We start from the raw sequence: 23,021 nt of genomic DNA, 5'->3' as shown, positions 1-23,021 counted from the left end.
CAATGGCGTCGCCCTCGTCGTCGAGGACAACGCGATGGTCGCGGCCCGCGGCGGCGCCGACGGCGTGCATCTCACCGGCGGTCCCGCCGCCGTGGCGGAGGCCCGCTCGAGCCTGAAGACCGAGCGGATCATCGGCGCCGGCTCCTTGCGCGCCCGCCATGACGCGATGGATATCGGCGAGGCCGGCGTCGATTACGTGATGTTCGGCGAGCCGCGCCCGGACGGAACGCTGCCGCCCTTGCCTGCCGTGGTCGAGCGCGCCGGCTGGTGGGCGGAAATCTTCGAGACGCCCTGCGTCGCCTATGTGCCCGATGCCGAGGCGGTCGCGCCGCTGGTGGAGACCGGCGCCGAATTCGTGGCGCTGGGCGAATGGGCCTTCGCCGAGGGCCAGGACATCCGCGCTCTGGTCGAGGCCGCCAACGCCGCGATCGGCACCGCTTCGACGCGAAAGGCGGCGCGATGAGGCTGCCCGGCCGAACGCTGCTGCTGGCGGCGCTGCTGGCCGGCGCGCTGCCGGCGCGCGCCGCCGACAAGCCCTTCGCGGACCTGGCCTATGGCGCCTATCAGACCGGCCATTACCGGCGCGCCCAGAGCGAAGCGCTGAAGCGCATCGAGGCCGACAGCAACGACGCCGCCGCCATGACGCTGCTCGGCGAGATCTACCGCCAGGGCCTCGGCGTCGCGCCGGACCAGAAGGCCGCGACGGAATGGTATGAGCGCGCCGATCAGCGCGGCGACGTCAACGCGACCTTCGCCCTCGCCACCGCCCTGCTCGACGAGGCCAGCGGCAAGCGCGACACCGCCCGGGCCGGGCAGCTTCTCGAAAAGGCGGCCGCAGCCGGCCACCCCACCGCCAATTACAACCTCGCCATCGCATTGCTGGCGACCGGCAGCCCGGCCGATGAAAAGCGGGCCGTCGCCTGTCTGGATATCGCGGCCAAGGCCCAGGTGCCGGAAGCGCTCTACGCGCTCGGCGTTCTCGCCAAGCAGGGCCGCGCCGTGCCGAAGAGCGACGAGGCCGCCGCGCGCTGGATGAAGCAGGCGGCCGAAGCGGGCAATGTCTCCGCCGAAGTCGAATACGCCATCATGCTGTTCAACGGAGAGGGCGTCGCCAAGGATCAGCAGGCCGCGGCCAAGCTGTTCCAGCGCGCCGCGGCCGCAGGCAATGCCATCGCCCAGAACCGCCTCGCCAAGCTCTACCAGTTCGGGCTCGGCCTTCCGCCCGACACGATGGAGGCAGCGGCCTGGCATCTCGCCGCGAGGTCCCAGGGGCTCAAGGATGCCGGTCTCGACGCGCTTTTCGACAAGCTCAACCCCGAGCAGAAGAACCGCGCGGCCGGCATGGCCGCCTCCCGCATCAGCAGCTTTGCCTTGACGGCGCCCTGAAGCCCGCGCAAACGACGAGGCATCGAACCCTCGAAACTCAGCCCTCATCCTGAGGAGCGGGCGAAAGTCCGCTCCTCAGGATGAGGGCTGAGAATTTCGCAACACCGCTCTTTCTCAGGCGCCCCACCGGCGCGCAAAAGGTTTCCCCATGATCCGCTCGCCCCTGATGACCGTGATGACCGATGCCGTGATGAAGGCGTCGCGCTCGCTGAAGCGCGATTTCGGCGAGGTCGAGAATCTGCAGGTTCTCGCCAAGGGTCCGGGCGACTTCGTCTCGAAGGCGGACCACAAGGCGGAGCAGATCCTGCGCGAGTCGCTGGAGAAGGCGCGTCCCGGCTACGGCTTCGTGCTGGAGGAGAGCGGCGTCGTCCAGGGCACGGACGAGAGCAACCGCTGGCATGTCGATCCGCTCGACGGCACCCACAACTTCCTGCGCGGCATCCCGCACTGGAACATCTCGGTCGCGCTGGAGCGTGACAACCAGTTCATCGCCGGCATCGTCTACGACGCCGCCAAGGACGAGCTGTTCATGGCCGAGAAGGGCAAGGGCGCCTATGTCAACAACCGCCGCCTGCGCGTCTCCGGCCGCACCGAAGTCTCCGAGATGCTGGTCGGCACCGGCATTCCGCATATCGGCAAGGGCGGCCACGGCCAGTTCCTGCGCGAGCTGGCGGCCGTGATGCCACGCTTCTCCAATGTCCGCCGCATGGGCTGCGCCGCGCTCGACCTCGCCTATGTCGCCGCCGGCCGCCTCGACGGCTATTGGGAGCGCGGCCTCAACACCTGGGATTTCGCGGCCGGCTCCGTCCTGATCCGCGAGGCGGGCGGCACCTTCGGCACTCTGGACGGCAAGCCCGCGACCTCGGCCCGGGATGTCATCTGCGGCAACGAGGCCTGCGAGATCGCGCTGCGCGCCGCGCTGAAGACCGCCGCAGCGTAAGCTTTCGAGATCCGTCCGAACCGTCATCGCGGGCATCGCGATGACGAACCCATTCGGGAGCGCCGCCGCCGCTCTGTGCGTCCGGGGTGACTTCGCTACGCTCGCAAGGACGGTCGAGCACGCGCTTTCGCGCTTGATTGCTGCGGCACGGGAGGCGACAGTCCTCCCCGCGGCCCGAGGCGAACGGAAGTCGAAGCATGGCGAATGAGGAATTTGCGGCCACCGAACCGTCGGCCGCGGCGCGCAGCGATGACTCGCGCTTCTCACGCCCGCTGCGTTATGTCGTCCGCGCCGTCGTCTTTCTGGCGCTGATCGGCTTTCTCGGCTTCATCCTGCAGGACGGCCTCGTCCGCGCCTTCATGACCAATCCGGGGCTGAACGGCCTGATTTTCGGCGCGCTCCTCGTCGGTGTGCTGGTGTCGCTGCGCGAGCTCTGGCGCCTGCACAGCGAAGCGCGCGCCGCCACACGCCTCGCCAAGGCGCCGCTTTCGGCCGAGATCGGCCGCAGCGACGTCATCGCTCCGCTCGGGACCGTTCTGCCGGCGCTGGACCGGCGCGGGCTGAACCCCTCGCAGGCGACCTCCATCGTCGAATCGATCGCGGTGCGGCTGGACGACGGGCGAGAGGTGCTGCGCTACCTTGCGGGGCTGCTGGTCTTCCTCGGCCTGCTCGGCACCTTCTGGGGCCTTCTCGACACGGTGGGCTCGGTCGGCAACGTCATCAACTCGCTGCGCACCGGCGCCGAATCGGGCGTGCTGTTCGACGAGTTGAAGGCCGGCCTCTCCGCTCCGCTCGCGGGCATGGGCCTGTCCTTCTCCTCCTCGCTCTTCGGCATCGCCGGCTCGCTGATCCTCGGCTTCCTCGATCTGCAGGTGGCGCAGGCTCAGCGCCGCTTCCGCAACGAGATCGAGAGCTGGCTGGGCAGCCGCACCGCCACGAGCGGCGAACTCGCCGCCTCCCTGCCCGGGGCAGGCCCAGCGATCGACCGCTTCGAGCAGATGAGCGCCGCGATGGCCGAAGGCGCCGCCAACAACCGCGCGGCGACGCAGGCGCTCGCCAATCTGGCGGAAGGCATCCAGGGCCTCGTCCAGCATATGCGCTCCGAGCAGCAAATGATCCGCGACTGGGTCGAGGCGCAGGCCGCCCGCGAAAAGGACCTGAAAAGGCTGCTCGACCGCCTCGCTGCCGACCATGTCCGGGAGCCGTGATGCGCTCCGCCCCGCAGCCCTAGCAGGACACCGACCATGGCCCTCTCCCGCGCCCATCGCCGTGAGGACGTGAACTTCTGGCCCGGCTTCGTCGACGCGCTCTCGACGATGCTGATCGGCATCGTGTTTCTGCTCACGGTCTTCGTGCTCGGCCAGTTCTTCCTCTCGCAGGAGCTGACGGGCAAGGACACCGCGCTGGAGCGGCTGAACAAGCAGATCTCCGAACTCACCGATCTGCTGGCGCTGGAGCGGTCCCAGAACCGGCAGGCGCAGGAAAGCCTGCAGCTGATGCAGTCGACGCTGGGCAGCGCCCAGGCCGAGCGCAGCCGCCTCCAGGGCCTGCTGGAGGGCCAGCAGAACAGCAACGCCTCGGGCCAGCTCGCCGAGACGCAGAAGGCGCTGGAGAACGAAAAGCAGCTCTCGGCACGCGCGCAAGCAACCGTCGAGCTGGTCAACCAGCAGATCCTCGCGATGCGCCGCCAGCTCGCCGCGCTGGAGGAGGCGCTGGCGGCGTCCGAGGCCAAGGACAAGGACTCGCAGGCGCGCATCTCCGAACTCGGCTCGCGCCTCAATGTCGCGCTGGCCCAGCGCGTGCAGGAACTGGCGCGCTATCGCTCGGACTTCTTTGGCCGCCTGCGCCAGGTTCTGGGGACCCGGCCGGACATCCGCACCGTGGGCGACCGCTTCGTCTTCCAGTCGGAGCTGTTCTTCGATGCGGGCCAGGCCGTGCTGAAGCCGGAGGGTCAGGCCGAGCTGGACAAGTTCGCCACCGTCCTGCTCGACCTGTCGAAGGAAATCCCGCCGGACCTGCCCTGGATCCTGCGGGTCGACGGCCATACCGACAACCGGCCGATCAGGACCGCGCAATTCCCCTCGAACTGGTATCTCTCCTCCGCCCGCGCCATCGCGGTCGTCGAGTACCTGATCTCGCGCGGCCTGCCGAACGACCGCATCGCGGCCACCGGCTTCGGCGAATACCAGCCGCTGGACGTCGCCAACAGCGACGAAGCCCATCGCCGCAACCGCCGCATCGAGTTCAAGATCACCGAGCGGTGATGACGCCGCCCGGCACCGGCATTTGACAGGCGCGCCGCCGAAGGCGTCAGATCAGGCGCTACGCAGGTCTCGGGGGGGACGTGATGAGGACGACGGGGATCGCGGCCTTGGCCGCCGCATACGCCTGGGCTTGCCCGGTGGCCGCTCAGCAGCCGCAGCAGACCGAGATCGTCTTCTGCAACAAGACGGGCTCGAAGATCTTCACGGCCCTGGCGCATGTTCCGCCGAACACCGGCAAATGGACGCTGACGGCGTGGCAGACCCTCCCCGCGGGAGGGTGCAAGAGCGTCGCCCGCTGGAACACCGGTCTGTTCTATTATTATGCCGAAAAGGAAGGCAGAACCTTCCACTGGCCCGGACAAGCCGGCGTCGACAAGACGTTCTGCGTGCCGTCGCGTGCCATCACGCGCGAGATCGTGGGCGGCACCTGCCCCGCCGGCGAGCGCAATGTCGGTTTCAAGGGAACCGTGCCCAATCCCGGCAAATACACGATCAACCTGACATCCTGACCCTGCGGCCCCGGTCAGGCCGCCTCCAGGCCGAATTGCAGCGCAGCCAGCCGGGCATAGAGCCCGCCGCGCGTCTTCAGTTCGGCATGGGTGCCCTGCTCGACGATGCGGCCATCCTGCATCACCAGAATGCGGTCCGCCGAGAGGATGGTCGCGAGACGATGCGCCACGACCAGCGTGGTGCGGCCCTGCATCAGCCGGTCGAGCGCGTCCTGCACCGCCCGCTCGCTTTCCGAATCCAGCGCCGAGGTCGCCTCGTCGAGCAGCAGGATCGGCGCGTCCTTCAGGATCGCGCGGGCGATGGCGAGTCGCTGGCGCTGCCCGCCCGAGAGCGTCACGCCGCGCTCGCCGACGATGGTGTCGTAGCCTTCCGGCAGGGCACGGATGAAGCCGTCCGCCGCCGCGAGCTTGGCTGCGGCCTCGATCTCCTCCAGGCTGGCGCCCGGCCGGCCATAGGCGAGGTTCTCGCGCACCGAGACGCCGAACACCGTCGGCTCCTGGGGCACCAGCGCGAAGCGCCGGCGCCAGTCCTCCGGATCGGCCTCGCAGCCGGCGACGCCATCGACGACCACACGCCCGCCTTGCGGATCGTAGAAGCGCAGCGCCAGTTGCAGCACCGTGCTCTTGCCGGCGCCGGAAGGCCCGACCAGCGCCACCCGCTCGCCGGGTCTGATCGCGAAGCTCAGGGCGTCGAGCGCGGCACCCGGCCGACCCGGATAGGAAAACGACACCTGTTCGAAGGCCAGCTCCCCGCGCGGCGGCTGCGGCATCGGCGTCGGCTGCGGCGGCGCGGCGATGGCGGGCGTCATCGCCAGGATCTCGCCGAGCCGCCCCGACGCGCCGGCGGCCGCGCTGATATCGCCATAGACCTCCGAGAGCTGCCCGAGCGAACTCGCCGCCAGCACCGCATAGAGAATGAACTGGGAGAGCCGCCCGCCGGTCATGCGCCCGTCGAACACCTCGGTCGCGCCGACCCAGAGCACGCAGACCACGCTCGCCGAGACCAGGAAGATCGCGACGCCCGAGAGCAGCGCGCGCGAGGCGGTGGCCCCGCGCGAAGCGTCATAGGCCTCGTCGCTCGCCGCCGCGAACCGCGCCGAGGTCTGCTGCGCCGCCCCGAAGGAGAGCATCGTGCGGATCGCTCCCATCGCCTCGGCGGCGAAGGCGGAGGCATCGGCCAGCCGATCCTGCGCCGCCCTTGCCCGGCGCCGCACCGACCGCCCCGACAGCACCAGCGGCACGACGATGAGCGGGATGACGCCGATCACGATCGCCGACAGCCGCGGACTCGTCGCCACCATCATCCCCACCGCGCCCAGCGCCATGATGGCGTTGCGCAGCGCGATCGAGGCGGTGGAGGCGAAGGTGGACTTGATCTGCGTGGTATCCGCCGTCAGCCGCGAGACGAGATCGCCCGCCTTGCTGGCATCGAAGAAGGCCGGCTCCAGCCGCGTCAGATGGCGGAAGACATCGGCCCTCAGCGAGGCGACGATGCGCTCGCCCACGGTCATCACGAGATAGAAACGCGCCGAGCTCGCCAGGGCCAGGACCGCCACGACGCCGATGAGCAGCATGAAATAGCTGTTGGCGAGCTGCCGCTCCCCTTCCGCGAAGCCGACATCGATCACCCGGCGAACCGCCGTGGGCAGCGCCAGCGTCGCGAGCGAGGCGATCACCAGCGCGATCAGCGCCGCCACGATCCGCCCCTTCTGCGCGCGCGCATAGGGAAGGAAGGTCTTCAGCGAACGCAGATCCGCCTTGTCCTTCTTGTCGGTGCCCTTGGGTTCGGCCACGCATCGGCCTCCTGCAGCCTCGCGCGCGACCGCGCAGGGGAAAGAATGATCGTCCGCCGGCGGTCAAACCCCATCCGCGCCGGCTTGGCAAATGCCGGATCGCCGCAGGCCGGAGTGCATCCGACCTTGCACTGGCGGCGCGTGTGCTATAAGAGCACGCGACTTCACGACAGGCTCATCCGAATTCTTTCGACGGGCCGGGCAGGCTCGCCTGCTTGTCGACATGCCCGTTTTTCTAGTGTTCCGAGGACTTCGCCATGGCCAAGAGCGGCATCCATCCCGACTACCACACCATCAAGGTCGTCATGACCGATGGCACCGAGTACACGACGCGCTCGACCTACGGCAAGGAAGGCGACACGCTGAACCTCGACATCGACCCCAAGACGCATCCGGCCTGGACCGGCGGCACGCAGCACATGCTGGACCGCGGCGGCCGCGTCTCGCGCTTCAACTCGCGCTTCGGCGGTCTGGGCGCGATCGGCAAGAAGTGAGGTCCGGCGCTCCGGCGCCGCCCATTGCCACAACAAAAAACCCGGCCTCGCGGCCGGGTTTTTTGTTGGCGGGTGAAGCAGGCGCGTATGGACCTAAAGACCCAGCCGCGCCTTCAGCCCCGCGAGCTGGTCCTGCACCGGATTGGCGCGCGGCTCCTGCGGCGCGGCGCCGGTCATCTGCTCTTCCAGCCGGCGGATGCGGGCCTGCATGCGCAGCGAATGGTCCATGAGATCGCGCAGGCTCTGCGGCAGCTGCGCGTAGATCTCGCTCGCGGGAGCCGAGATCGGGTCGGCGATCTTGACCTTGTTGTGCTCAGCGCGGGCCTGCTCTGCGGTCATCTCTCCCTCGGCGACCGCGCGCTGCACCAGCAGCCAGGAGGCGATCTGCATCAGCCGGGTGGTGAGGCGCATGCTCTCCGTGGCATAGGTCAGGGCGACCTCACGCGGCAGCGCCGCCGATTCCTTTCGTCCGTCGCCGTCGAGATAGGAAGCGGTCTGCTCGACGAGGCCCATGCCCTCGCGGAACAGGGTCATGAAGGCGTCGGACTTCACATAGCTGCGCGCGAAGGAGATCGCGCCGTCCTGAAGCGGGGAATCGAGCAGCTGAGCGTCGTTCATGCGGTGTCTCCCATCGGCACAACCGCGTGTTCCTTTGGAACGGATCGCGGTTTCTGCCACCGACATCGCAAGGATAACGCCGTTCGCGCCTTCGGGCTCCGGTAAGATGTCGTTAACCTTAACCGGGCTACAGGCCTATGGCCGAAACAAGGCAAGGCTCGAAAGCCGACCCTCAGGACGAAAAAAGAGCCGCGCGAGGCGGCTCTGAAAGTCAAACAGGGAGGCGTCAAACAGAGATGGCAGGAGCCACTCGACATCCAGACAATCTGGATGCTCCGATTCATAGTTTGGAATCTTTAATGCCCTCTTAACGGGCGGCCGCGCGGCTTAATTTTTCACGCCGGTTTGCGAAAAAAGGCGTCGGCCGCCTGGCGCGACGCACTCTTGCCGATGCGCGCCTCCTCCAGACGGGCGATCTCCGCCTTGAGCAGCGCGATACGCGCATCGACCTCCTCCAGCGAGAGCGGCGACAGATCCTGCCCGATCTCATGCACGGGCTTCCTCACCGGCCGGTCGTCTTCCGAGAACAGCGACATGGCTGCCTTCCCTCTCTTAAAATGCGTGGCGGCAGGCTAAACAGGATGCAGCCTCGGCGCCAATCTGCGCTGCACCATTGCCCGGGAGAGACCGCGATGAGCCCCCTGCCCCAGACCATGACCGCCATCGGGATCGAGGCGCCCGGCGGCCCCGACGTGCTGAAGCCGCAGACCCGGCCTGTGCCCGTCCCGGCGGAAGGGCAGATCCTGGTCAAGGTTGCCGCCGCCGGGGTCAACCGGCCCGACGTGCTGCAGCGGCAGGGCGGCTACAACCCGCCCCCCGGCGCCTCCGACCTGCCGGGGCTCGAAATCGCCGGCACGATCGTCGCGCGTGGCGCCGGCGCCGAGCGCTTCGCGGTCGGAGCCGAGGTCTGCGCGCTGGTCGCCGGCGGCGGCTATGCGGAATATGCGGTGGTCCATGAGAGCAACGCCCTGCCGGTGCCGATGGGATTCTCGCTGATCGAGGCCGCAGCGGTGCCCGAGACCTTCTTCACCGTCTGGACCAATGTCTTCCAGCGCGGGCGCCTGAGCGCCGGCGAGAGCTTTCTCGTCCATGGCGGCTCGTCGGGCATCGGGACGACGGCGATCCAGCTTGCGAAGGCCTTCGGCGCGACGGTCCTGGCGACCGCCGGCTCGGCCGACAAATGCGTGGCCTGCCGCCAGCTCGGCGCCGACCACGCGATCAATTACCGCGAGGATGATTTCGTCGCAGCGGCGAAGGCCGCGACGGGCGGCAAGGGCGTCGATCTGATCCTCGACATGGTCGGCGGCGATTACATCGACCGCAATTACGAAGCGGCCGCCGATCAGGGCCGCATCGTGCAGATCGCCTTCCTCAACGGGCCCAAGGCGACCGTCAATTTCAGCCAGCTTATGCTGAAGCGGCTGACCCATACCGGCTCGACCCTGCGCCCCCGCACCGTCGCCGAAAAGGCCGCCATCGCCGCCGATCTGCGCGAGAAGGTCTGGCCGCTGCTGGAGGCCGGCCGCTGCAAGCCGCTGATCAACGCGACCTTCCCGCTCGCCCAGGCCTGCGAAGCCCATCGCCTGATGGAATCCAGCGCGCATATCGGCAAGATCGTGCTGACGCTCTGACGCGACGGATTTCATGGACAGCCCGCGCGCCCTCGCCTATAAGCGCGCCATCCTGCTCATCGTCGATGATTTGGATGGCCGGCCGAGGAGGCCGGTCGGCGCATGAGAGCTTTTGTCCGCGATCTTTAGCCCTGCCGAGCCTGTTCGAGGCGCCAGGGAATGTCAGGAGACGCCCCTTGTCACAGTCCCCGCTGATGCCGAAGGCCACCGCCGTCTGGCTGGTCGAGAACACCTCGCTGACCTTCGAGCAGATTGCCGAGTTCTGCAAACTGCACCCGCTCGAGGTGCGCGGCATCGCGGATGGCGAAGTCGCCGCCGGCATCAAGGGCCTCGATCCGATCACCTCCGGCCAGCTCACCCGCGAGGAGCTCGAGCGTGCCGCCAAGAATCCGAGCCATCATCTGCGTCTTGCCGAGCGCAAGGTGAAGGTGCCGGAAATCAAGAAGGCCAAGGGCCCGCGCTACACCCCGGTCTCGAAGCGCCAGGACCGGCCGAACGCCATACTCTGGCTGCTGCGCAACCATCCCGAGCTGAAGGATGCGCAGGTCATCCGGCTGATCGGCACCACCAAGTCGACCATCGCGCAGATCCGCGAGCGCACGCACTGGAACGCCCAGCAGCTGACGCCGATCGATCCGGTCAGCCTCGGCCTGTGCTCGCAGATCGACCTCGATTTCGAGGTGGCCCGCGCTGCCAAGGACCGCCCGGCCGCCCTCGCCGAAGCCGGCTCGACCCTCCTGCCGGCCGAAGAGACCACCGCGCCGCAGCCGACCCGCAGCGAAACCCAGCCCTTCGCCGATATGAGCCGGCCGAAGCGCGAGGAGGAAGCCGCGATCGACGTCGATTCCGTCTTTGCCAAGCTCAAGCAGATCAAGCGTCCGGTAGAGGACGAGGACGACGAGGGCTGAGCGGGGGCTGCGGACGCCGACGATCGAAAGGTCGTCGGCCGCCTGGCTTTCCTTGAACGGCTGTTAGCTCAGCCAAGTTTCAGGCGCCCGCGCGCCATGGACGATGGCAATCACTACGATTCCGTCGGATTGCGGTTCGTAGATCAGGACATGCCGTCCTTCGATCAGAATACGCGCATGCCGCGAGATTTCCGGCCGGGCACTGCCGATCAGCGGCATCGCGGCGGCGAGTTCGGCCTTGGCGACGAGACGGCGGATCAATTGGTCCGCGGCGCGCTCGCTATCGGCTGCCACGCTCAGCCAGATCTCCTCGAAATCAGCCTCTGCCCGCGGCGTATAGCGAACGATCTCAGCCACGGCCGTCGCCGGCTTTCAGCTTGATCCGCGCAAGCAGGTCGTCGGCACTCAGTGCGACCGGCTCCCCGCTCGCCTTCCCCTCGTCATAAGCCTGCTTCAGCCGCGCCAGCTCCAGCTCGCGGATCTCCTCGCGCTGCTCCCAGAGCCTTAGCGCGTCGCGCACCACTTCGCTGTTGGAGGCATAGGCGCCACTTTCCACAGCGCGGCTGAGCCGTGCCAGTTGCTGGGGCGAAAGGGAGATGGTGAGGGGGCGCATCGCATCGGATTTCATGCGCCCAATGTAGCGACCCTCACAAAACCTCACAAGAACGCATAAGAGATCGTCAGCCGATCCCCCTGCCCTTGAGCGCCGTACCGATCTCGTCCAGCACGCTCGCATCCTCGATCGTCGCCGGCACCGCGTAATCCTGCCCGTCGGCGATCTTCTTCATCGTCGCGCGCAGGATCTTGCCGGAGCGGGTCTTCGGCAGCCGGGCGACGGTCAGCGCCAGCTTGAAAGCCGCGACCGGGCCGATACGCTCGCGCACCAGTGCGACCAGCTCCCTTTCGACATCCAGTGGCGATTGCGTCACGCCCGCTTTCAGCACCACGAAGCCGCAGGGCTGCTCGCCCTTGAGCGCATCGTGGATGCCGACCACGGCACATTCCGCCACGGCCGGATGCGAGGCCAGAACCTCCTCCATGCCCCCGGTCGAGAGTCGGTGCCCGGCGACATTGATGATGTCGTCGGTGCGGCCCATGATGAAGACATAGCCGTCCGCATCGATGAAGCCGGCATCCGAGGTATTGTAGTAGCCCGGATAGGTTTCGAGATAGGCTTGGGTGAAGCGCTCATCGTCCTGCCACAGCGTCGGCAGCGCCCCGGGAGGCAGCGGCAGCTTGATCGCGATGGCCCCCATCGTGCCGGGGGCGACCTGCCGACCGCCCTCGTCGAGGCATTGCACGTCCCAGCCCGGCAGCGGCACGGTCGGCGAGCCGTGTTTTACCGGCAGCATGCCGAGCCCCAGCGGATTGCCAACGATGGGCGAGCCGCTCTCGGTCTGCCACCAATGGTCGATCACCGGCACCTTCAGCAGATCCTCGGCCCATTTCAGCGTCTCGGGATCGGCCCGCTCGCCGGCCAGGAAGAGCGCTCGGAAGCGCGAGAGATCGTGCCCGGCGAAATGCCGGCCCTCGGGGTCCTCCTTGCGGATGGCACGGAAGGCGGTCGGGGCCGTGAACAGCACCTTGACGCCATACTCGGCGATCACCCGCCAGAACGCTCCGGGATCGGGCGTTCCGACCGGCTTGCCCTCGTAGAGCACGCTGGTCGCGCCCTGGATCAGCGGCGCATAGACGATATAGCCATGGCCGACGACCCAGCCGACATCGGAGGCGCAGAACATCACCTCGCCCGGCTTGACGTCGAAAAGCTGGTCCATCGTCGCCTTGAGCACGACCATATGGCCGCCATTGTCGCGCACCACGCCCTTGGGCTTGCCGGTCGTGCCGGAGGTGTAGAGAATGTAGAGCGGGTCGGTCGCAGCGACCTCGACGCACTCCGCCTTTCGCCCCGCCGCCTTGGCGGCGGCGACCAGCATGCGCCAGTTCCTGTCGCGCCCGGCCGTCATCGAGGCCTCGGCCTGTGGCCTTTGCAGCACGACGCAAGCCTGCGGCTTGTGGCTCGCCATGCCGATCGCGGCATCCAGCAGCGGCTTGTACTCCACCACCCGGCTGGGCTCGATGCCGCAGGTCGCGGTGAGGATCACCTTCGGCTGCGCATCCTCGATGCGGGTCGCCAGCTCCTTCGCCGCGAAGCCGCCGAACACCACCGAGTGCACGGCTCCGATTCGCGCGCAGGCCAGCATGGCGAAGGCGGCCTCCGGCACCATCGGCATGTAGATCAGCACGCGCTCGCCCTTTGCGACGCCGAGGTCCTGAAGCACCGCACCAAGGCTCGCCACCTCCTCCAGCATCTGGGCGTAGGTGTAGCTCGCCTTGGTGCCGGTGACGGGGCTGTCGTAGATCAGGGCCGTCTGCTCGCCGCGCCCGTCTCTGACATGCCGGTCCAGTGCGTTGAAGCAGGTGTTGCAGGTCGCGTCGGGAAACCAGCGCCCATAGATGCCGGCCTGCGGATCGAACGCCTTCTGCGGCGGCGTGATCCAGTCGATGCCCCGCGCGATGTCGAGCCAATAGGCCCCCGGATCGGCCTGCCAGCGCGCATAGACCTCGCGATAGCCGGAGCCTGCCGAGGCCGGTGAAGCATGGGCGCCATTCATCGAAAGCGTTCCTCCCCGCCGGTTTTCGTCTTAAGCCTTGCTTGCGGCCGGCATCGCGAAGCGGAGTGGCGCGAAATCTGCGGAAGCCGGTCTCGTGGCGCAAGCGCCCGCGCTTAAGACTTTCGCCGGAACAGCCTCGCCCGCATGTCGCTCGATCTCGCTTTTTTCGCTGCCGCGATCCCGGCTGTGGTGCTCGCCGGCCTCGCCAAAGGCGGCTTTGCCGGGCTGGGCCTGCTCTCGGTGCCGCTGATGGCCCTGTCGGTCTCGCCGGTGACGGCCGGCGCGATCATGCTGCCGCTCCTGATCGTGCAGGATGTCGTCTCCGTCTGGAGCTATCGGCACGAATTCGACCGGCGCAATCTCCTGACGCTGGCGCCCGGCGCGCTGCTCGGCGTGCTGGCCGCCTATCTGCTGGCGGCCTGGGTCTCGGACGCGGCGGTGGGGCTGGCGGTCGGCGTGATCTCGATCGGCTTCGCCTTGCGCCGCATGCTCGCGAGCGGACAGGCGCTCAGCCGCGTGCGCCGGGCCAACTGGGCGGGCGGCAGCCTCTGGGGCTTTCTGTGCGGCTTCACCAGCATGATCGCCCATGCCGGCGGGCCGCCCTTCCAGATCTATGTGATGCCGCAAAAGCTGCCGCCGGCCTCCTTCATCGGCACCGGGGCGATCTTCTTCGCCGCGCTGAACTGGGTGAAGGTCGCGCCCTATATCGCGCTCGGCCAGTTCAGCCCCGCCAATCTCCTCGCCTCGGCCGTGCTGCTGCCGATCGCCATTCTCTCGACCTTCGCCGGCGTCTGGCTGATCCGGCGTGTGCCGGCCGAGCGCTTCTACACGCTGATCTACTGGCTGCTGCTGGCCGTCGGCGCCAAGCTGGTCTGGGACGGCGTCAGGCACCTGAAGGTTTTGGTCTGAGCGGGGCTGCGGCCTCGCCATCCCGGCAGCGAGACCGCCTTCCGACAAAAGGCCGGGATGACGAAGCGGGAGCGGAGCCGCTAGCCTGACGGCCTTCGCTTGGAAGGCATCCATGACCCGCTCGGCCTACGACACCGATCTCGACCGCAACCCGGCCAATCATCAGCCGCTGACGCCGCTGGGTTTTCTGGAGCGCGCCGCCTCCGTCTTCCCGGAGCACACGGCGATCATCCACGGCACGCTGCGCCGGTCCTATGCTCAGTTCTATGCCCGCTCGCGCCGCCTGGCCTCGGCGCTCGCCCGGCACGGGATCGGCAAGAACGACACCGTCGCGGCGATGCTGCCCAACACCCCGGCGATGCTCGAATGCCATTACGGGGTGCCGATGGCGGGCGCCGTGCTCAACACGCTGAACACGAGGCTCGATGCCGCGATCATCGCCTTCTCGCTCGACCATGGGCAGGCCAAGGTGCTGATCACCGATCGCGAGTTTTCCAAGACGATCCGCGAGGCGTTGACGCTCTGCAAGGTGAAGCCGCTCGTCATCGACTATGACGATGCGGTCTATGACGGGCCGGGCGAACGGCTCGGACAAATCGAATACGAAGCCTTCATCGCAGGCGGCGACCCGGATTTCGACTGGGTCATGCCCGGCGACGAATGGGACGCCATCACCCTGAACTACACCTCCGGCACCACCGGCGATCCCAAGGGCGTCGTCTATCACCACCGCGGCGCCAACCTGCTCGCGACGTCGAACGTCATCACCGGCCATCTCGGCCGCCATCCCGTCTATCTGTGGACGCTGCCGATGTTCCACTGCAATGGCTGGTGTTTCCCCTGGACGATCTCGATCGTCGCCGGCACCCATGTCTGCCTGCGGCAGGTGCGGGCCAAGGCCATGTATGACGCGCTGGCCGACCATGGCGTGACGCATCTGTGCGGCGCCCCGATCGTGATGTCGACGCTGCTCAACGCGCCCGAAGCCGAGCGCCGCGATTTTTCGCAGAAAGTCGCCTTCTTCACCGCCGCCGCGCCCCCACCAGAGGCCGTCCTGGCCGGGATGAAGCAGGCGGGCTTCGAGGTCACTCATCTCTACGGCCTGACGGAATGCTACGGCCCGGCCGTGGTCAATGAATGGAACGACGACTGGGACGCGCTCTCCGCCCCCGAGCAGGCGGCCAGGAAGGCCCGGCAAGGCGTCCGCTATCCTGCGCTCGAAGCGCTCGACATACGCGACCCGGAAACGATGCAGCCCGTGCCCGCCGATGGCCAGACTCTCGGCGAGGTGATGATGCGCGGCAATGTCGTGATGAAGGGCTATCTGGGAAACCCGAAAGCGACGCAGGCCGCCTTTGCCGGCGGCTGGTTCCACACCGGCGATCTCGGCGTGCGCTACCCGGACGGCTACATCCAGCTGAAGGACCGGTCGAAGGACATCATCATCTCGGGCGGGGAGAACATCTCCTCGATCGAGGTCGAGGACGCGCTGTACAAGCACCCGGCCGTGCAGGCTGCGGCGGTGGTGGCGAGGCCCGACGAGAAATGGGGCGAGACGCCCTGCGCCTTCGTCGAGCTGAAGCCCGGACAGAGCGCGAGCGAGGCCGAGATCATGGCCTGGTGCAGGGAGCACCTCGCCTCGTTCAAATGCCCGCGCACGGTGGTCTTCACCGAGGTGCCCAAGACATCGACCGGCAAGATCCAGAAATTCCGCCTGCGCGAGATGGCGAAAGCGCTCTGACAACAAAAATGCCCGGCGAGAGCCGGGCATTGGAGGAAACGATGATCGGTCGCTGAGCCTTACGAGCGGGCCAGGCGGCCATCCGGCGTGTAGCGGTCCACCGCATCCGGCAGCACGGCCGAGAGCCGGTCGAGCAGGTCCTGACGGGAAAGGCCGGTATGCTGGGCGAGCCTGTCCAGCATCTCCGGCCCGAGCGCCTGTTCCAGATCGCTCGGCGCGACCGGCTGATTCGGCCCCTGATTGATCCAGGAATTGGCTTTGTCGCCCTGCCCCGCCTGGTTGAACCGATCGACGAGCTCGCCGATGCCGGTGTTCAGCATGGCGCCGATGCCGCCTGCGCCCAACATGCCGCCGAGCCCGCCCAGCAGCCCGCCACCCTGATTCGCCTGCTCGGGCTCGATGCCCGGCTGGCCGACAGGCGGCACCGATCCGGGCTGGCCCGCACCCCGGCTGTTGAGCCAGTCGGAGATCTTGTCGCGGTTCTGATAGCCCGCGACGGCCAGCAGGCCGAGCAGCGCCGCCAGGGACGGGAAGCCGTTGTTCTCGCTCATGAAAGCTCTCCTTGAGGAGGTGCCGCGCTCAGGCGCGCCGGCCCGCGATGGCGCCCCAGACGACGAGCACGATGATCGCGCCGACGACGGCGCCGATCAGCCCCGCGCCCTCGCCCGGTGCATACCATCCCATCCGCTGACCGAGCCAGGTGGCCACGAAGGCGCCCACGATGCCGAGGATCGTCGTCAGGATGAACCCGGACGGCTCGTTGGAGCCCGGCGTGATGAATTTCGCGATCACGCCCGCCACGAAGCCGATGATGATGGTCCAGATGATGCCCATGCTATCCCTCCAGCGCCGGCCCATCGCGCGTCCCCCCGGACGCAACCACGATGATCCAGGCTCATGCCGAGACCTCGGAGAAATCCGATGTCTTTGAGCGGGGATCAAACCCGCAGGCCAGCCGCAAAGTTCCCACGGCCACTCGATCCGCATCATATGACATGAAAAAGACCGGCCCCCCTGGGGGCCGGTCGATCCGTATCTCAATCGTCTCTTGGAAACGTCTGGGGTTCGCCGCTCAATGCAGCGTTCGCTCCGGAATCGTCATCCTCACGCGCTCGATCTCGTCCTTGAGTTGCAACTTCTTCCGCTTGAGCTCCGCGACGTTCAGATCGTCTGCGGAGGGGCTTCCCGCGGCCTTTGCGATGGCGTCCTCGAGCTGGCGATGCTTGCGCTCGAGTTCGGCAAGGCGGGTCTGCAACGACATCTGGATCCTCCTGATGAGCTGTTGACGAAACCAGTCTGACAGAAAGCCGGCTTCACGTCTGCCCTGCGGCGTCACACGGCATTCATGAGATTTTGTGATCCTCACCAGCTCCTTTCCCGGAAGCCGTGAATACAGGCCATCCGGGCTGCCACGCGGCACGACACGCACTTGCGATGCGCATCGCCGCGAAGGCATAGTCGCGGCGAACTGCGGCGATGATGAGATGGCCATGGGATTCGAGCTGAGCCCGGAAGAGGTCGAGACCTTCACCGCCGAACTCGCGCGTCTGCGAGAGGAACACCGCGATCTCGACAGCGCCATCGACGCGCTGGAGCGCGTCGGCTCGATCAATCAGGTCCAGGTCCAGCGCCTGAAGAAGCGCAAGCTCTATCTCAAGGATCGCATCTCGCAGATCGAGGATGCGCTGACGCCGGACATCATTGCCTGAAAACCGGGCGCCTTCCGCGCGGTTCGGGCCGATTCGCCCTTGCTTATCGGGCTTGCCGCAGTCTAGATCGCGCGCTTTCCGAGGCGGAGCGCGAACGCATCCATGGCCCAGACCAAGCCACCCGTCGCCATCATCATGGGCAGCCAGTCCGATTGGGCGACGATGCGTCATGCAGCGGAGGCGCTGGATGCCCTCGCGATCGCCTATGACGCCCGCATCGTCTCGGCCCATCGCACACCCGACAGGCTCTTTTCCTTCGCCAAGGGGGCGAAGGCGGAAGGCTTCAAGGTGGTCATCGCGGGGGCCGGCGGCGCCGCGCATCTGCCGGGCATGACCGCCTCACTGACGCCGCTGCCGGTCTTCGGCGTACCTGTCGAATCCAAGGCGCTCTCCGGCCAGGACAGCCTGCTCTCCATCGTCCAGATGCCCGCCGGAATTCCGGTCGGCACGCTGGCGATCGGCCGGGCCGGCGCGGTCAATGCTGCTCTGCTCGCCGCCGCCGTGCTGGCTTTGAGCGACGATGCGCTGGCGGAGCGGCTGGACGCCTACCGCACCCGCCAGAGCGCCGGCATCGCCGAGCGGCCGAACCGGGACGAAGCATGAGCGCGCCCGTTCCGACCGGGCTCGCGCCCGGCGCCGTGCTCGGCATTCTGGGCGGCGGCCAGCTCGCCCGCATGATGGCGCTCGCGGCCGCCGATCTCGGCATACGCTGCCATGTCCTGGCGCCGGAAGGCGACAACCCCGCCTTCGACGTCGCCGCGCGCCATATCGTCGCCGAATATGAGGACGAGGCGGCATTGGCGACCTTCGCCGAGGGTGTCGATGCCGTCACCTACGAGTTCGAGAACGTGCCGGCCGCCACGGCGGCCTTCCTGAGCCAGCGCAAGCCGCTGCATCCGGGCGCCCGCGCCCTCGCCGTCACGCAGGACCGCCTGAGCGAAAAGCGCTTCGTGTCCGAACTGGGCCTCGACGTCGCGCCCTTCCGGGCCGTCGATTCCCTCGGCGATCTGGAGGCCGCGGTGGCCGAGATCGGCTGCCCCGCGATCCTGAAGACGCGCCGCTTCGGCTATGACGGCAAGGGCCAGGTCAAGATCGCGCCCGGCAGCGACCTCGCCGAAGCGTATGACGCGATCGGCCGCTTCCCGGCGATCCTGGAAGGCTTCGTGCCCTTTGTCCGCGAGGTGTCCGTGGTCGCCGCCCGTGGCCTCGATGGCGCCTTCGCAGCCTTCGACGTCTGCGAGAACGAGCATCGCGACCACATCCTCGCCTTCACCCGCATCCCAGCGAACTTGACGGAGACCGCGTCGAAGGCGGCGATCGAGGCCGCCCACCGCATCGGCGAGGCGCTCGGCTATGTCGGGGTCTTCGCGGTCGAGCTGTTCGTGCTGGAGGAGGCCGGGACCGAGCGCATCGTCGTCAACGAGATCGCCCCGCGCGTCCACAACTCCGGTCACTGGACCAGCGAGGGCGCGCAAACCTCGCAATTTCATCAGCATGTGCGGGCCGTCTGCGGCTTTCCGCTGGGCTCGGCGGAGCGGCGGGGCCGCGTCGAGATGGAGAACCTCATCGGCGAGGCCGCCCTGCGCTGGCAGGCGCTGCTGGCCGAGCCCGGCGCCCATCTGCATCTCTACGGCAAGCGCGAAGCGCGGCCCGGCCGCAAGATGGGCCATGTCACCCGCGTCACGCCCGAGCGGCCCTGAGCGAGGCCCGCTGGAAAAGCGGGCCTCGCCTGCATTTTCGCGCCCCGGCGGCGTGGACAGCCACGCGGAATTCTGTTATCCGCACCCACCTTCGAGTGATGCGCGACGCGCGTCGCCGGCCCGAATTATTGGATCAACCGCTCACTAACGGACGTTTCACGTGCAGGTTCTCGTTCGCGACAACAATGTCGACCAGGCTCTCCGCGCCCTCAAGAAGAAGATGCAGCGCGAAGGCATCTTCCGCGAGATGAAGCTGCGCGGCCATTACGAGAAGCCCTCCGAGAAGAAGGCACGCGAGTCGGCCGAGGCCGTCCGTCGCGCCCGCAAGCTGCAGCGCAAGAAGCTGCAGCGCGAAGGCCTGCTGCCCGCGCCGGTCAAGCCGAAGCGCGCCTGATTCCATCACGGGCGGCGTTCGCCGTCCGCGAGGGCCGATAGCCAGAGGCGCCTGGGGTCCGCTCCGGGCGCTCTTGCATTTCTGGCTCCCCGGCATGTCGGCCGCGTTAACCAAGTTTTGGCGGGTTTGCGGCGTCCTCTCTGCGGCGGGCGCCGATCGGTTGGGGGAAGCGCCGTGGCGCGGCAGGGACAAGGTCTCCCGCAGCCGCGCGATCGCGTCAGTCACGACAGCACACCAAAGGGCTTGAGCATGATCCGAGGCAGTACCTGGTTGGCCGTCTCCGGCCTCGCATTGATGCTCGCGGGCTGCGAATCCGTCTCGGGCCTGTCCTCGCAGGCGAATGTCGCCGTGCTGGACACCAGCGCCGCCGCCGATGCCAGCGTGAATATCGGCTCGCTGAGCGAGGTCATCAGCCGCAATCCGAACGATCCGGGCGCCTACAACACGCGCGGCGCCGCCTATGCCCGCATCGGCCGCTTCTCGGATGCGATCTCGGACTTCAGCAAGGCGGTCCAGCTCGATCCCAATCTCGCCTCCGCCTACACCAATCGCGGGCTGGCCCTGCGACAGACCGGCAAGAACGACGCCGCCAACGCCGATTTCGGCCGCGCCATCACCGCCAATCCGAATTATGCGCCGGCCTATATCGCCCGCGCCAATCTGCTGCGCCAGCAGAACAACCTGCCGGGCGCGCTGGCCGACCTCAACACCGCGATCCGCCTTAACCCGGAATCGGCCGAGGCCTTCCACGCGCGCGGCCTCGTCTACCAGAGGCAGGGGCAGAACCAGCAGGCCGTCACCGATTTCGATTCGGTGATCGACCGCAACCCCTATACGGCCCCGCCCTATATCGCCCGCGGCCAGAGCCTGAACGCCCTCGGCAAATACGACTCGGCGCTGGAGGATTTCACCGCCGCGCTCAATGTCGACAACCGCAGCGCCGAGGCCTGGGCCGGGCGCGGCTTCGCGCAGGAAAAGCTCGGCCAGAAGTCGGAAGCCCAGCAATCCTACCAGCGCGCCATCGGCCTCGACGGCAACAATGCCGACGCCCGCGCCGGCCTTTCCCGGCTGGGGGGTGGCGGTGGCAGCGGCGGCGGCCTGTTCAGGCTCTGACGCCGACGTCCAAGGCGCCAAATAAAAAAGGCCGGCTCGCGCCGGCCTTTTCGTTTGGAAGCGAGCAGATGGCGCTCAGTGCGCCATCGCCTTGACGATCTCGTCGGTGACCTTCTTGGCGTCGCCGAACAGCATCATCGTGTTGGGGCGGAAGAACAGCTCGTTCTCGACGCCGGCATAGCCCGCCGCCATGCCGCGCTTGATGAAGAGCACCGTCTTGGCCTTTTCCACGTCCAGGATCGGCATGCCGTAGATCGGCGAGGATTTGTCGGTCTTCGCCGCCGGGTTGGTGACGTCGTTGGCGCCGATGACGAAGGCGACGTCGGCCTGGCCGAATTCGGAGTTGATGTCCTCGAGCTCGAAGACCTCGTCATAGGGCACGTTGGCTTCCGCCAGCAGCACGTTCATATGGCCCGGCATGCGGCCCGCCACCGGATGGATGGCGTACTTCACCTCGACGCCCTCCTTCTTCAGCAGGTCCGCCATTTCGCGCAGCGTGTGCTGCGCCTGCGCCACCGCCATGCCGTAGCCCGGCACGATGATGACCTTGCCGGCGTTCTTCATGATGTAGGCGGCGTCGTCCGGCGAGCCCTGCTTCACCGGCCGCGCCTCGACGGCACCGCCGGCGCCCGCCGCCGCATCCTCGCCGCCAAAGCCGCCGAGAATGACGGAGATGAAGCTGCGGTTCATCGCCTTGCACATGATGTAGGACAGGATCGCGCCCGAGGAGCCGACCAGCGCGCCGGTGATGATCAGCGCCATATTGCCGAGCGTGAAGCCGATGCCGGCGGCGGCCCAGCCGGAATAGGAGTTCAGCATCGAGACGACGACGGGCATGTCCGCCCCGCCGATCGGGATGATCAGCAGCACGCCGAGCGCGAAGGAGGCCAGCACGATCAGCCAGAAGACGACATGGCTCTCCGTCTTGAGGAACACCGCCAGCAGCACGACCAGCGCGATGCCGAGCCCGATATTGATGCCGTGGCGCTGCGGCAGCATGATCGGCTTGCCGCTCATGCGCCCGTCCAGCTTCAGGAACGCGATGATCGACCCGGTGAAGGTGATCGCGCCGATCGCGACGCCGAGGCCCATCTCGAACAGGCTCGAGCCATGGATGGTGCCGGTATGGCCGATGCCGAAGGCTTCAGGCGCATAGAGCGCGGCCGCCGCCACCAGCACCGCAGCCAGACCGACCAGCGAGTGGAAGAAGGCGACGAGCTGCGGCATCTGCGTCATCTGCACGCGCCTCGCCATCACGGCGCCGATGCCGCCGCCCAGCGCGATGCCGAGGATGACCAGCAGCCAGCCCGAGAGGCCGGCCGGGGGGTGGAACACTACTGTCGTCAGGATGGCGATCGCCATGCCGATCATGCCGTAGCGGTTGCCCTGCCGCGACGTGGTCGGATGCGAGAGGCCCCGCAGGGCCATGATGAAGAGAACGCCGGCGACGACGTAGAGAAGCGCCGAGAGGTTGGCGGCCATGCGCTCAGCCCTTCTTCTTGTACATCGCGAGCATGCGCTCGGTGACGAGGAAGCCGCCGAAGATGTTCACCGAGGCAAGCACGAGCGCGATGAAGCCGAAGACCTTGGCCCAGATCGGCCCGTCCCCCAGCTCCGGCAGCGCGCCGACGCCGACGGCGAGCAGCGCGCCGACGACGATGACGGAGGAGATCGCGTTGGTCACCGACATCAGCGGCGTATGCAGCGCCGGCGTCACCGACCAGACGACGTAATAGCCGACGAAGACGGCGAGGACGAAGATCGCGAGGCGGTAGACGGTCGGGTCGATGCCGCCGGTGGCGAGGCTGGCGGCCGCGGCGGCCTGGTCGGCATAGCGCTCGGCGAGCTCGGCCGCCTGACGGGCGAGGGTCGCGGCGGCGCGGGCCTGGTCGAGGGCCTGTTCTGGTGTCGGACTAGCCATTCTGAACGCTCCCCTCGGTGGCGGCATCTGCGCCCGTCGCCGGCTCGCTCTGGAGCACCGGCGCGGGCGGCACGGGCGCCGGCGTCGGCTTGCCCGCGAAATTCGGATGGATCACGGCGCCGTCCCGCGTCAGCGCGGTGGCCTTCACCAGTTCGTCGTCCCAGTTCACGGCGACCTTCTTCTCGGCCTTGTCGATCAGCGTCTCGACGAAGGCGAGGAGGTTCTTGGCATAGAGCGAGGAGGCGGTGGCGGGCAGGCGCCCGGGCACGTTGAGATGGCCGACGATCTTGACCCCGTTCGGCGTGGTCACGACCTCCCCGGCCTTGGCGAGTTCGCAATTGCCGCCGCGCTCGACCGCCAGATCGACGATCACCGA

Annotated in this window: 27 protein-coding genes and 1 pseudogene; 16 read left to right on the top strand and 12 right to left on the bottom strand. The window is 67.7% G+C overall.

Going from position 1 to position 23,021, the window contains the following annotated elements; genetic code table 11:
- The 6 genes from ACOJTB_RS17355 to ACOJTB_RS17330 all read left to right on the top strand — a co-directional run.
- Positions 1-463: thiamine phosphate synthase (locus tag ACOJTB_RS17355; protein WP_420103777.1), on the top strand; the 463-nt coding region annotated here is incomplete at its 5' end.
- On the top strand, positions 460-1,386 hold the full coding sequence (locus ACOJTB_RS17350) for a tetratricopeptide repeat protein (protein WP_420103776.1): 927 nt from the start codon (positions 460-462) through the stop codon (positions 1,384-1,386). The genes ACOJTB_RS17355 and ACOJTB_RS17350, both read left to right, overlap by 4 nt.
- Before the next feature lie 148 nt (positions 1,387-1,534).
- Positions 1,535-2,326 carry an inositol monophosphatase family protein gene (locus ACOJTB_RS17345; protein WP_420103775.1) on the top strand — a complete coding sequence of 264 codons (792 nt, stop codon included), beginning with the start codon at positions 1,535-1,537 and terminating at the stop codon, positions 2,324-2,326.
- A gap of 197 nt (positions 2,327-2,523) precedes the next feature.
- A complete protein-coding gene (locus tag ACOJTB_RS17340; RefSeq protein WP_420103774.1) occupies positions 2,524-3,534 on the top strand; it encodes a flagellar motor protein MotA in 1,011 nt (336 codons plus the stop codon).
- Between the two features lie 36 nt (positions 3,535-3,570).
- A complete protein-coding gene (locus ACOJTB_RS17335; RefSeq protein ID WP_420103773.1) occupies positions 3,571-4,590 on the top strand; it encodes a peptidoglycan -binding protein in 1,020 nt (339 codons plus the stop codon).
- 107 nt (positions 4,591-4,697) lie between these two features.
- A complete protein-coding gene (locus ACOJTB_RS17330; RefSeq protein WP_420103772.1) occupies positions 4,698-5,099 on the top strand; it encodes a DUF1036 domain-containing protein in 402 nt (133 codons plus the stop codon).
- A 14-nt stretch (positions 5,100-5,113) separates the two neighbouring features.
- Here the strand turns inward: ACOJTB_RS17330 and ACOJTB_RS17325 are convergent, their stop codons facing one another.
- Positions 5,114-6,892 (bottom strand): ABC transporter transmembrane domain-containing protein, encoded by a 1,779-nt coding sequence (locus tag ACOJTB_RS17325; protein WP_420103771.1) that lies wholly within the window; start codon positions 6,890-6,892, stop codon positions 5,114-5,116.
- A 257-nt stretch (positions 6,893-7,149) separates the two neighbouring features.
- On the opposite strand from ACOJTB_RS17325, the gene rpmE reads away from it, so the two are divergent.
- The gene (rpmE, locus tag ACOJTB_RS17320) at positions 7,150-7,386 is read left to right on the top strand and encodes a 50S ribosomal protein L31 (protein ID WP_420103770.1); all 237 of its coding nucleotides are present in this window, start codon (positions 7,150-7,152) and stop codon (positions 7,384-7,386) included.
- A gap of 93 nt (positions 7,387-7,479) precedes the next feature.
- On the opposite strand, the gene rcdA is transcribed toward rpmE, so the two are convergent.
- Together rcdA and ACOJTB_RS17310 are read right to left on the bottom strand one after the other, a co-directional pair.
- A complete protein-coding gene (gene rcdA, locus ACOJTB_RS17315) occupies positions 7,480-8,004 on the bottom strand; it encodes a protease adaptor protein RcdA (protein WP_420103769.1) in 525 nt (174 codons plus the stop codon).
- 335 nt (positions 8,005-8,339) lie between these two features.
- Positions 8,340-8,540 (bottom strand): DUF1192 domain-containing protein, encoded by a 201-nt coding sequence (locus ACOJTB_RS17310; protein WP_420103768.1) that lies wholly within the window; start codon positions 8,538-8,540, stop codon positions 8,340-8,342.
- Between the two features lie 96 nt (positions 8,541-8,636).
- Here ACOJTB_RS17310 and ACOJTB_RS17305 point away from each other — a divergent pair, with 96 nt between their 5' ends.
- Both ACOJTB_RS17305 and ACOJTB_RS17300 read left to right on the top strand, forming a co-directional pair.
- On the top strand, positions 8,637-9,635 hold the full coding sequence (locus tag ACOJTB_RS17305) for an NAD(P)H-quinone oxidoreductase (protein ID WP_420103767.1): 999 nt from the start codon (positions 8,637-8,639) through the stop codon (positions 9,633-9,635).
- 176 nt (positions 9,636-9,811) lie between these two features.
- Positions 9,812-10,543, top strand: a complete 732-nt coding sequence (locus ACOJTB_RS17300; RefSeq protein WP_420103766.1) for a DUF1013 domain-containing protein — start codon at positions 9,812-9,814, stop codon at positions 10,541-10,543.
- A 63-nt stretch (positions 10,544-10,606) separates the two neighbouring features.
- On the opposite strand, the gene ACOJTB_RS17295 is transcribed toward ACOJTB_RS17300, so the two are convergent.
- The 3 genes from ACOJTB_RS17295 to ACOJTB_RS17285 form a co-directional block, all read right to left on the bottom strand.
- Positions 10,607-10,900 (bottom strand): type II toxin-antitoxin system RelE/ParE family toxin, encoded by a 294-nt coding sequence (locus ACOJTB_RS17295; RefSeq protein ID WP_420103765.1) that lies wholly within the window; start codon positions 10,898-10,900, stop codon positions 10,607-10,609.
- The gene (locus ACOJTB_RS17290; protein WP_420103764.1) at positions 10,893-11,156 is read right to left on the bottom strand and encodes a type II toxin-antitoxin system ParD family antitoxin; all 264 of its coding nucleotides are present in this window, start codon (positions 11,154-11,156) and stop codon (positions 10,893-10,895) included. The genes ACOJTB_RS17295 and ACOJTB_RS17290 overlap by 8 nt, the downstream gene beginning before the upstream one ends.
- A 67-nt stretch (positions 11,157-11,223) precedes the next feature.
- Entirely contained in the window at positions 11,224-13,158 is a 1,935-nt protein-coding gene (locus ACOJTB_RS17285; RefSeq protein ID WP_420103763.1) for a propionyl-CoA synthetase, read from the bottom strand.
- 144 nt (positions 13,159-13,302) lie between these two features.
- Here ACOJTB_RS17285 and ACOJTB_RS17280 point away from each other — a divergent pair, with 144 nt between their 5' ends.
- Together ACOJTB_RS17280 and ACOJTB_RS17275 are read left to right on the top strand one after the other, a co-directional pair.
- The gene (locus ACOJTB_RS17280; RefSeq protein ID WP_420103762.1) at positions 13,303-14,067 is read left to right on the top strand and encodes a sulfite exporter TauE/SafE family protein; all 765 of its coding nucleotides are present in this window, start codon (positions 13,303-13,305) and stop codon (positions 14,065-14,067) included.
- Between the two features lie 112 nt (positions 14,068-14,179).
- A complete protein-coding gene (locus tag ACOJTB_RS17275; RefSeq protein WP_420103761.1) occupies positions 14,180-15,808 on the top strand; it encodes an acyl-CoA synthetase in 1,629 nt (542 codons plus the stop codon).
- Positions 15,809-15,867: 59 nt separating this feature from the next.
- Here the strand turns inward: ACOJTB_RS17275 and ACOJTB_RS17270 are convergent, their stop codons facing one another.
- The 3 genes from ACOJTB_RS17270 to ACOJTB_RS17260 all read right to left on the bottom strand — a co-directional run bounded on the left by ACOJTB_RS17270 (position 15,868) and on the right by ACOJTB_RS17260 (position 17,069).
- Positions 15,868-16,359: a YidB family protein gene (locus ACOJTB_RS17270; protein WP_420103760.1), complete on the bottom strand. Its 492-nt coding sequence runs from the start codon at positions 16,357-16,359 to the stop codon at positions 15,868-15,870.
- A 28-nt stretch (positions 16,360-16,387) separates the two neighbouring features.
- Complete coding sequence (locus ACOJTB_RS17265) at positions 16,388-16,642, bottom strand: GlsB/YeaQ/YmgE family stress response membrane protein (protein ID WP_420103759.1); 255 nt, start codon at positions 16,640-16,642, stop codon at positions 16,388-16,390.
- A 238-nt stretch (positions 16,643-16,880) separates the two neighbouring features.
- Complete coding sequence (locus ACOJTB_RS17260; protein WP_420103778.1) at positions 16,881-17,069, bottom strand: YdcH family protein; 189 nt, start codon at positions 17,067-17,069, stop codon at positions 16,881-16,883.
- A 229-nt stretch (positions 17,070-17,298) separates the two neighbouring features.
- On the opposite strand from ACOJTB_RS17260, the gene ACOJTB_RS17255 reads away from it, so the two are divergent.
- The 5 genes from ACOJTB_RS17255 (at position 17,299) to ACOJTB_RS17235 (ending at position 20,724) form a co-directional block, all read left to right on the top strand.
- Positions 17,299-17,517 (top strand): YdcH family protein, encoded by a 219-nt coding sequence (locus tag ACOJTB_RS17255; RefSeq protein ID WP_076438768.1) that lies wholly within the window; start codon positions 17,299-17,301, stop codon positions 17,515-17,517.
- Positions 17,518-17,619: 102 nt separating this feature from the next.
- Entirely contained in the window at positions 17,620-18,120 is a 501-nt protein-coding gene (purE, locus tag ACOJTB_RS17250; RefSeq protein WP_420103758.1) for a 5-(carboxyamino)imidazole ribonucleotide mutase, read from the top strand.
- Entirely contained in the window at positions 18,117-19,217 is a 1,101-nt protein-coding gene (locus ACOJTB_RS17245; RefSeq protein WP_420103757.1) for a 5-(carboxyamino)imidazole ribonucleotide synthase, read from the top strand. Before purE ends, ACOJTB_RS17245 begins: the two co-directional genes overlap by 4 nt.
- Positions 19,218-19,377: 160 nt before the next feature.
- Positions 19,378-19,611, top strand: a complete 234-nt coding sequence (rpsU, locus tag ACOJTB_RS17240; RefSeq protein ID WP_420103756.1) for a 30S ribosomal protein S21 — start codon at positions 19,378-19,380, stop codon at positions 19,609-19,611.
- A gap of 249 nt (positions 19,612-19,860) precedes the next feature.
- A complete protein-coding gene (locus tag ACOJTB_RS17235; protein ID WP_420103755.1) occupies positions 19,861-20,724 on the top strand; it encodes a tetratricopeptide repeat protein in 864 nt (287 codons plus the stop codon).
- A 75-nt stretch (positions 20,725-20,799) separates the two neighbouring features.
- Here the strand turns inward: ACOJTB_RS17235 and ACOJTB_RS17230 are convergent, their stop codons facing one another.
- The 3 genes and pseudogenes from ACOJTB_RS17230 to ACOJTB_RS17220 form a co-directional block, all read right to left on the bottom strand.
- Positions 20,800-22,206, bottom strand: coding sequence for an NAD(P)(+) transhydrogenase (Re/Si-specific) subunit beta (locus tag ACOJTB_RS17230; RefSeq protein ID WP_420103754.1), 1,407 nt, complete (start codon positions 22,204-22,206; stop codon positions 20,800-20,802).
- Positions 22,207-22,210: 4 nt separating this feature from the next.
- Complete coding sequence (locus ACOJTB_RS17225; RefSeq protein ID WP_420103753.1) at positions 22,211-22,645, bottom strand: NAD(P) transhydrogenase subunit alpha part 2; 435 nt, start codon at positions 22,643-22,645, stop codon at positions 22,211-22,213.
- Positions 22,638-23,021: pseudogene (locus ACOJTB_RS17220) on the bottom strand (Re/Si-specific NAD(P)(+) transhydrogenase subunit alpha); the annotation flags it as partial. The gene ACOJTB_RS17225 and the pseudogene ACOJTB_RS17220, both read right to left, overlap by 8 nt.

It is taken from the genome of Allobosea sp., assembly GCF_048595345.1.
In the GTDB taxonomy this organism is placed as follows: Bacteria; Pseudomonadota; Alphaproteobacteria; order Rhizobiales; family Beijerinckiaceae; genus Allobosea.
Note: the sequence above shows the minus strand (reverse complement) of the source record. Positions and strands in the feature narration are given on the sequence as shown.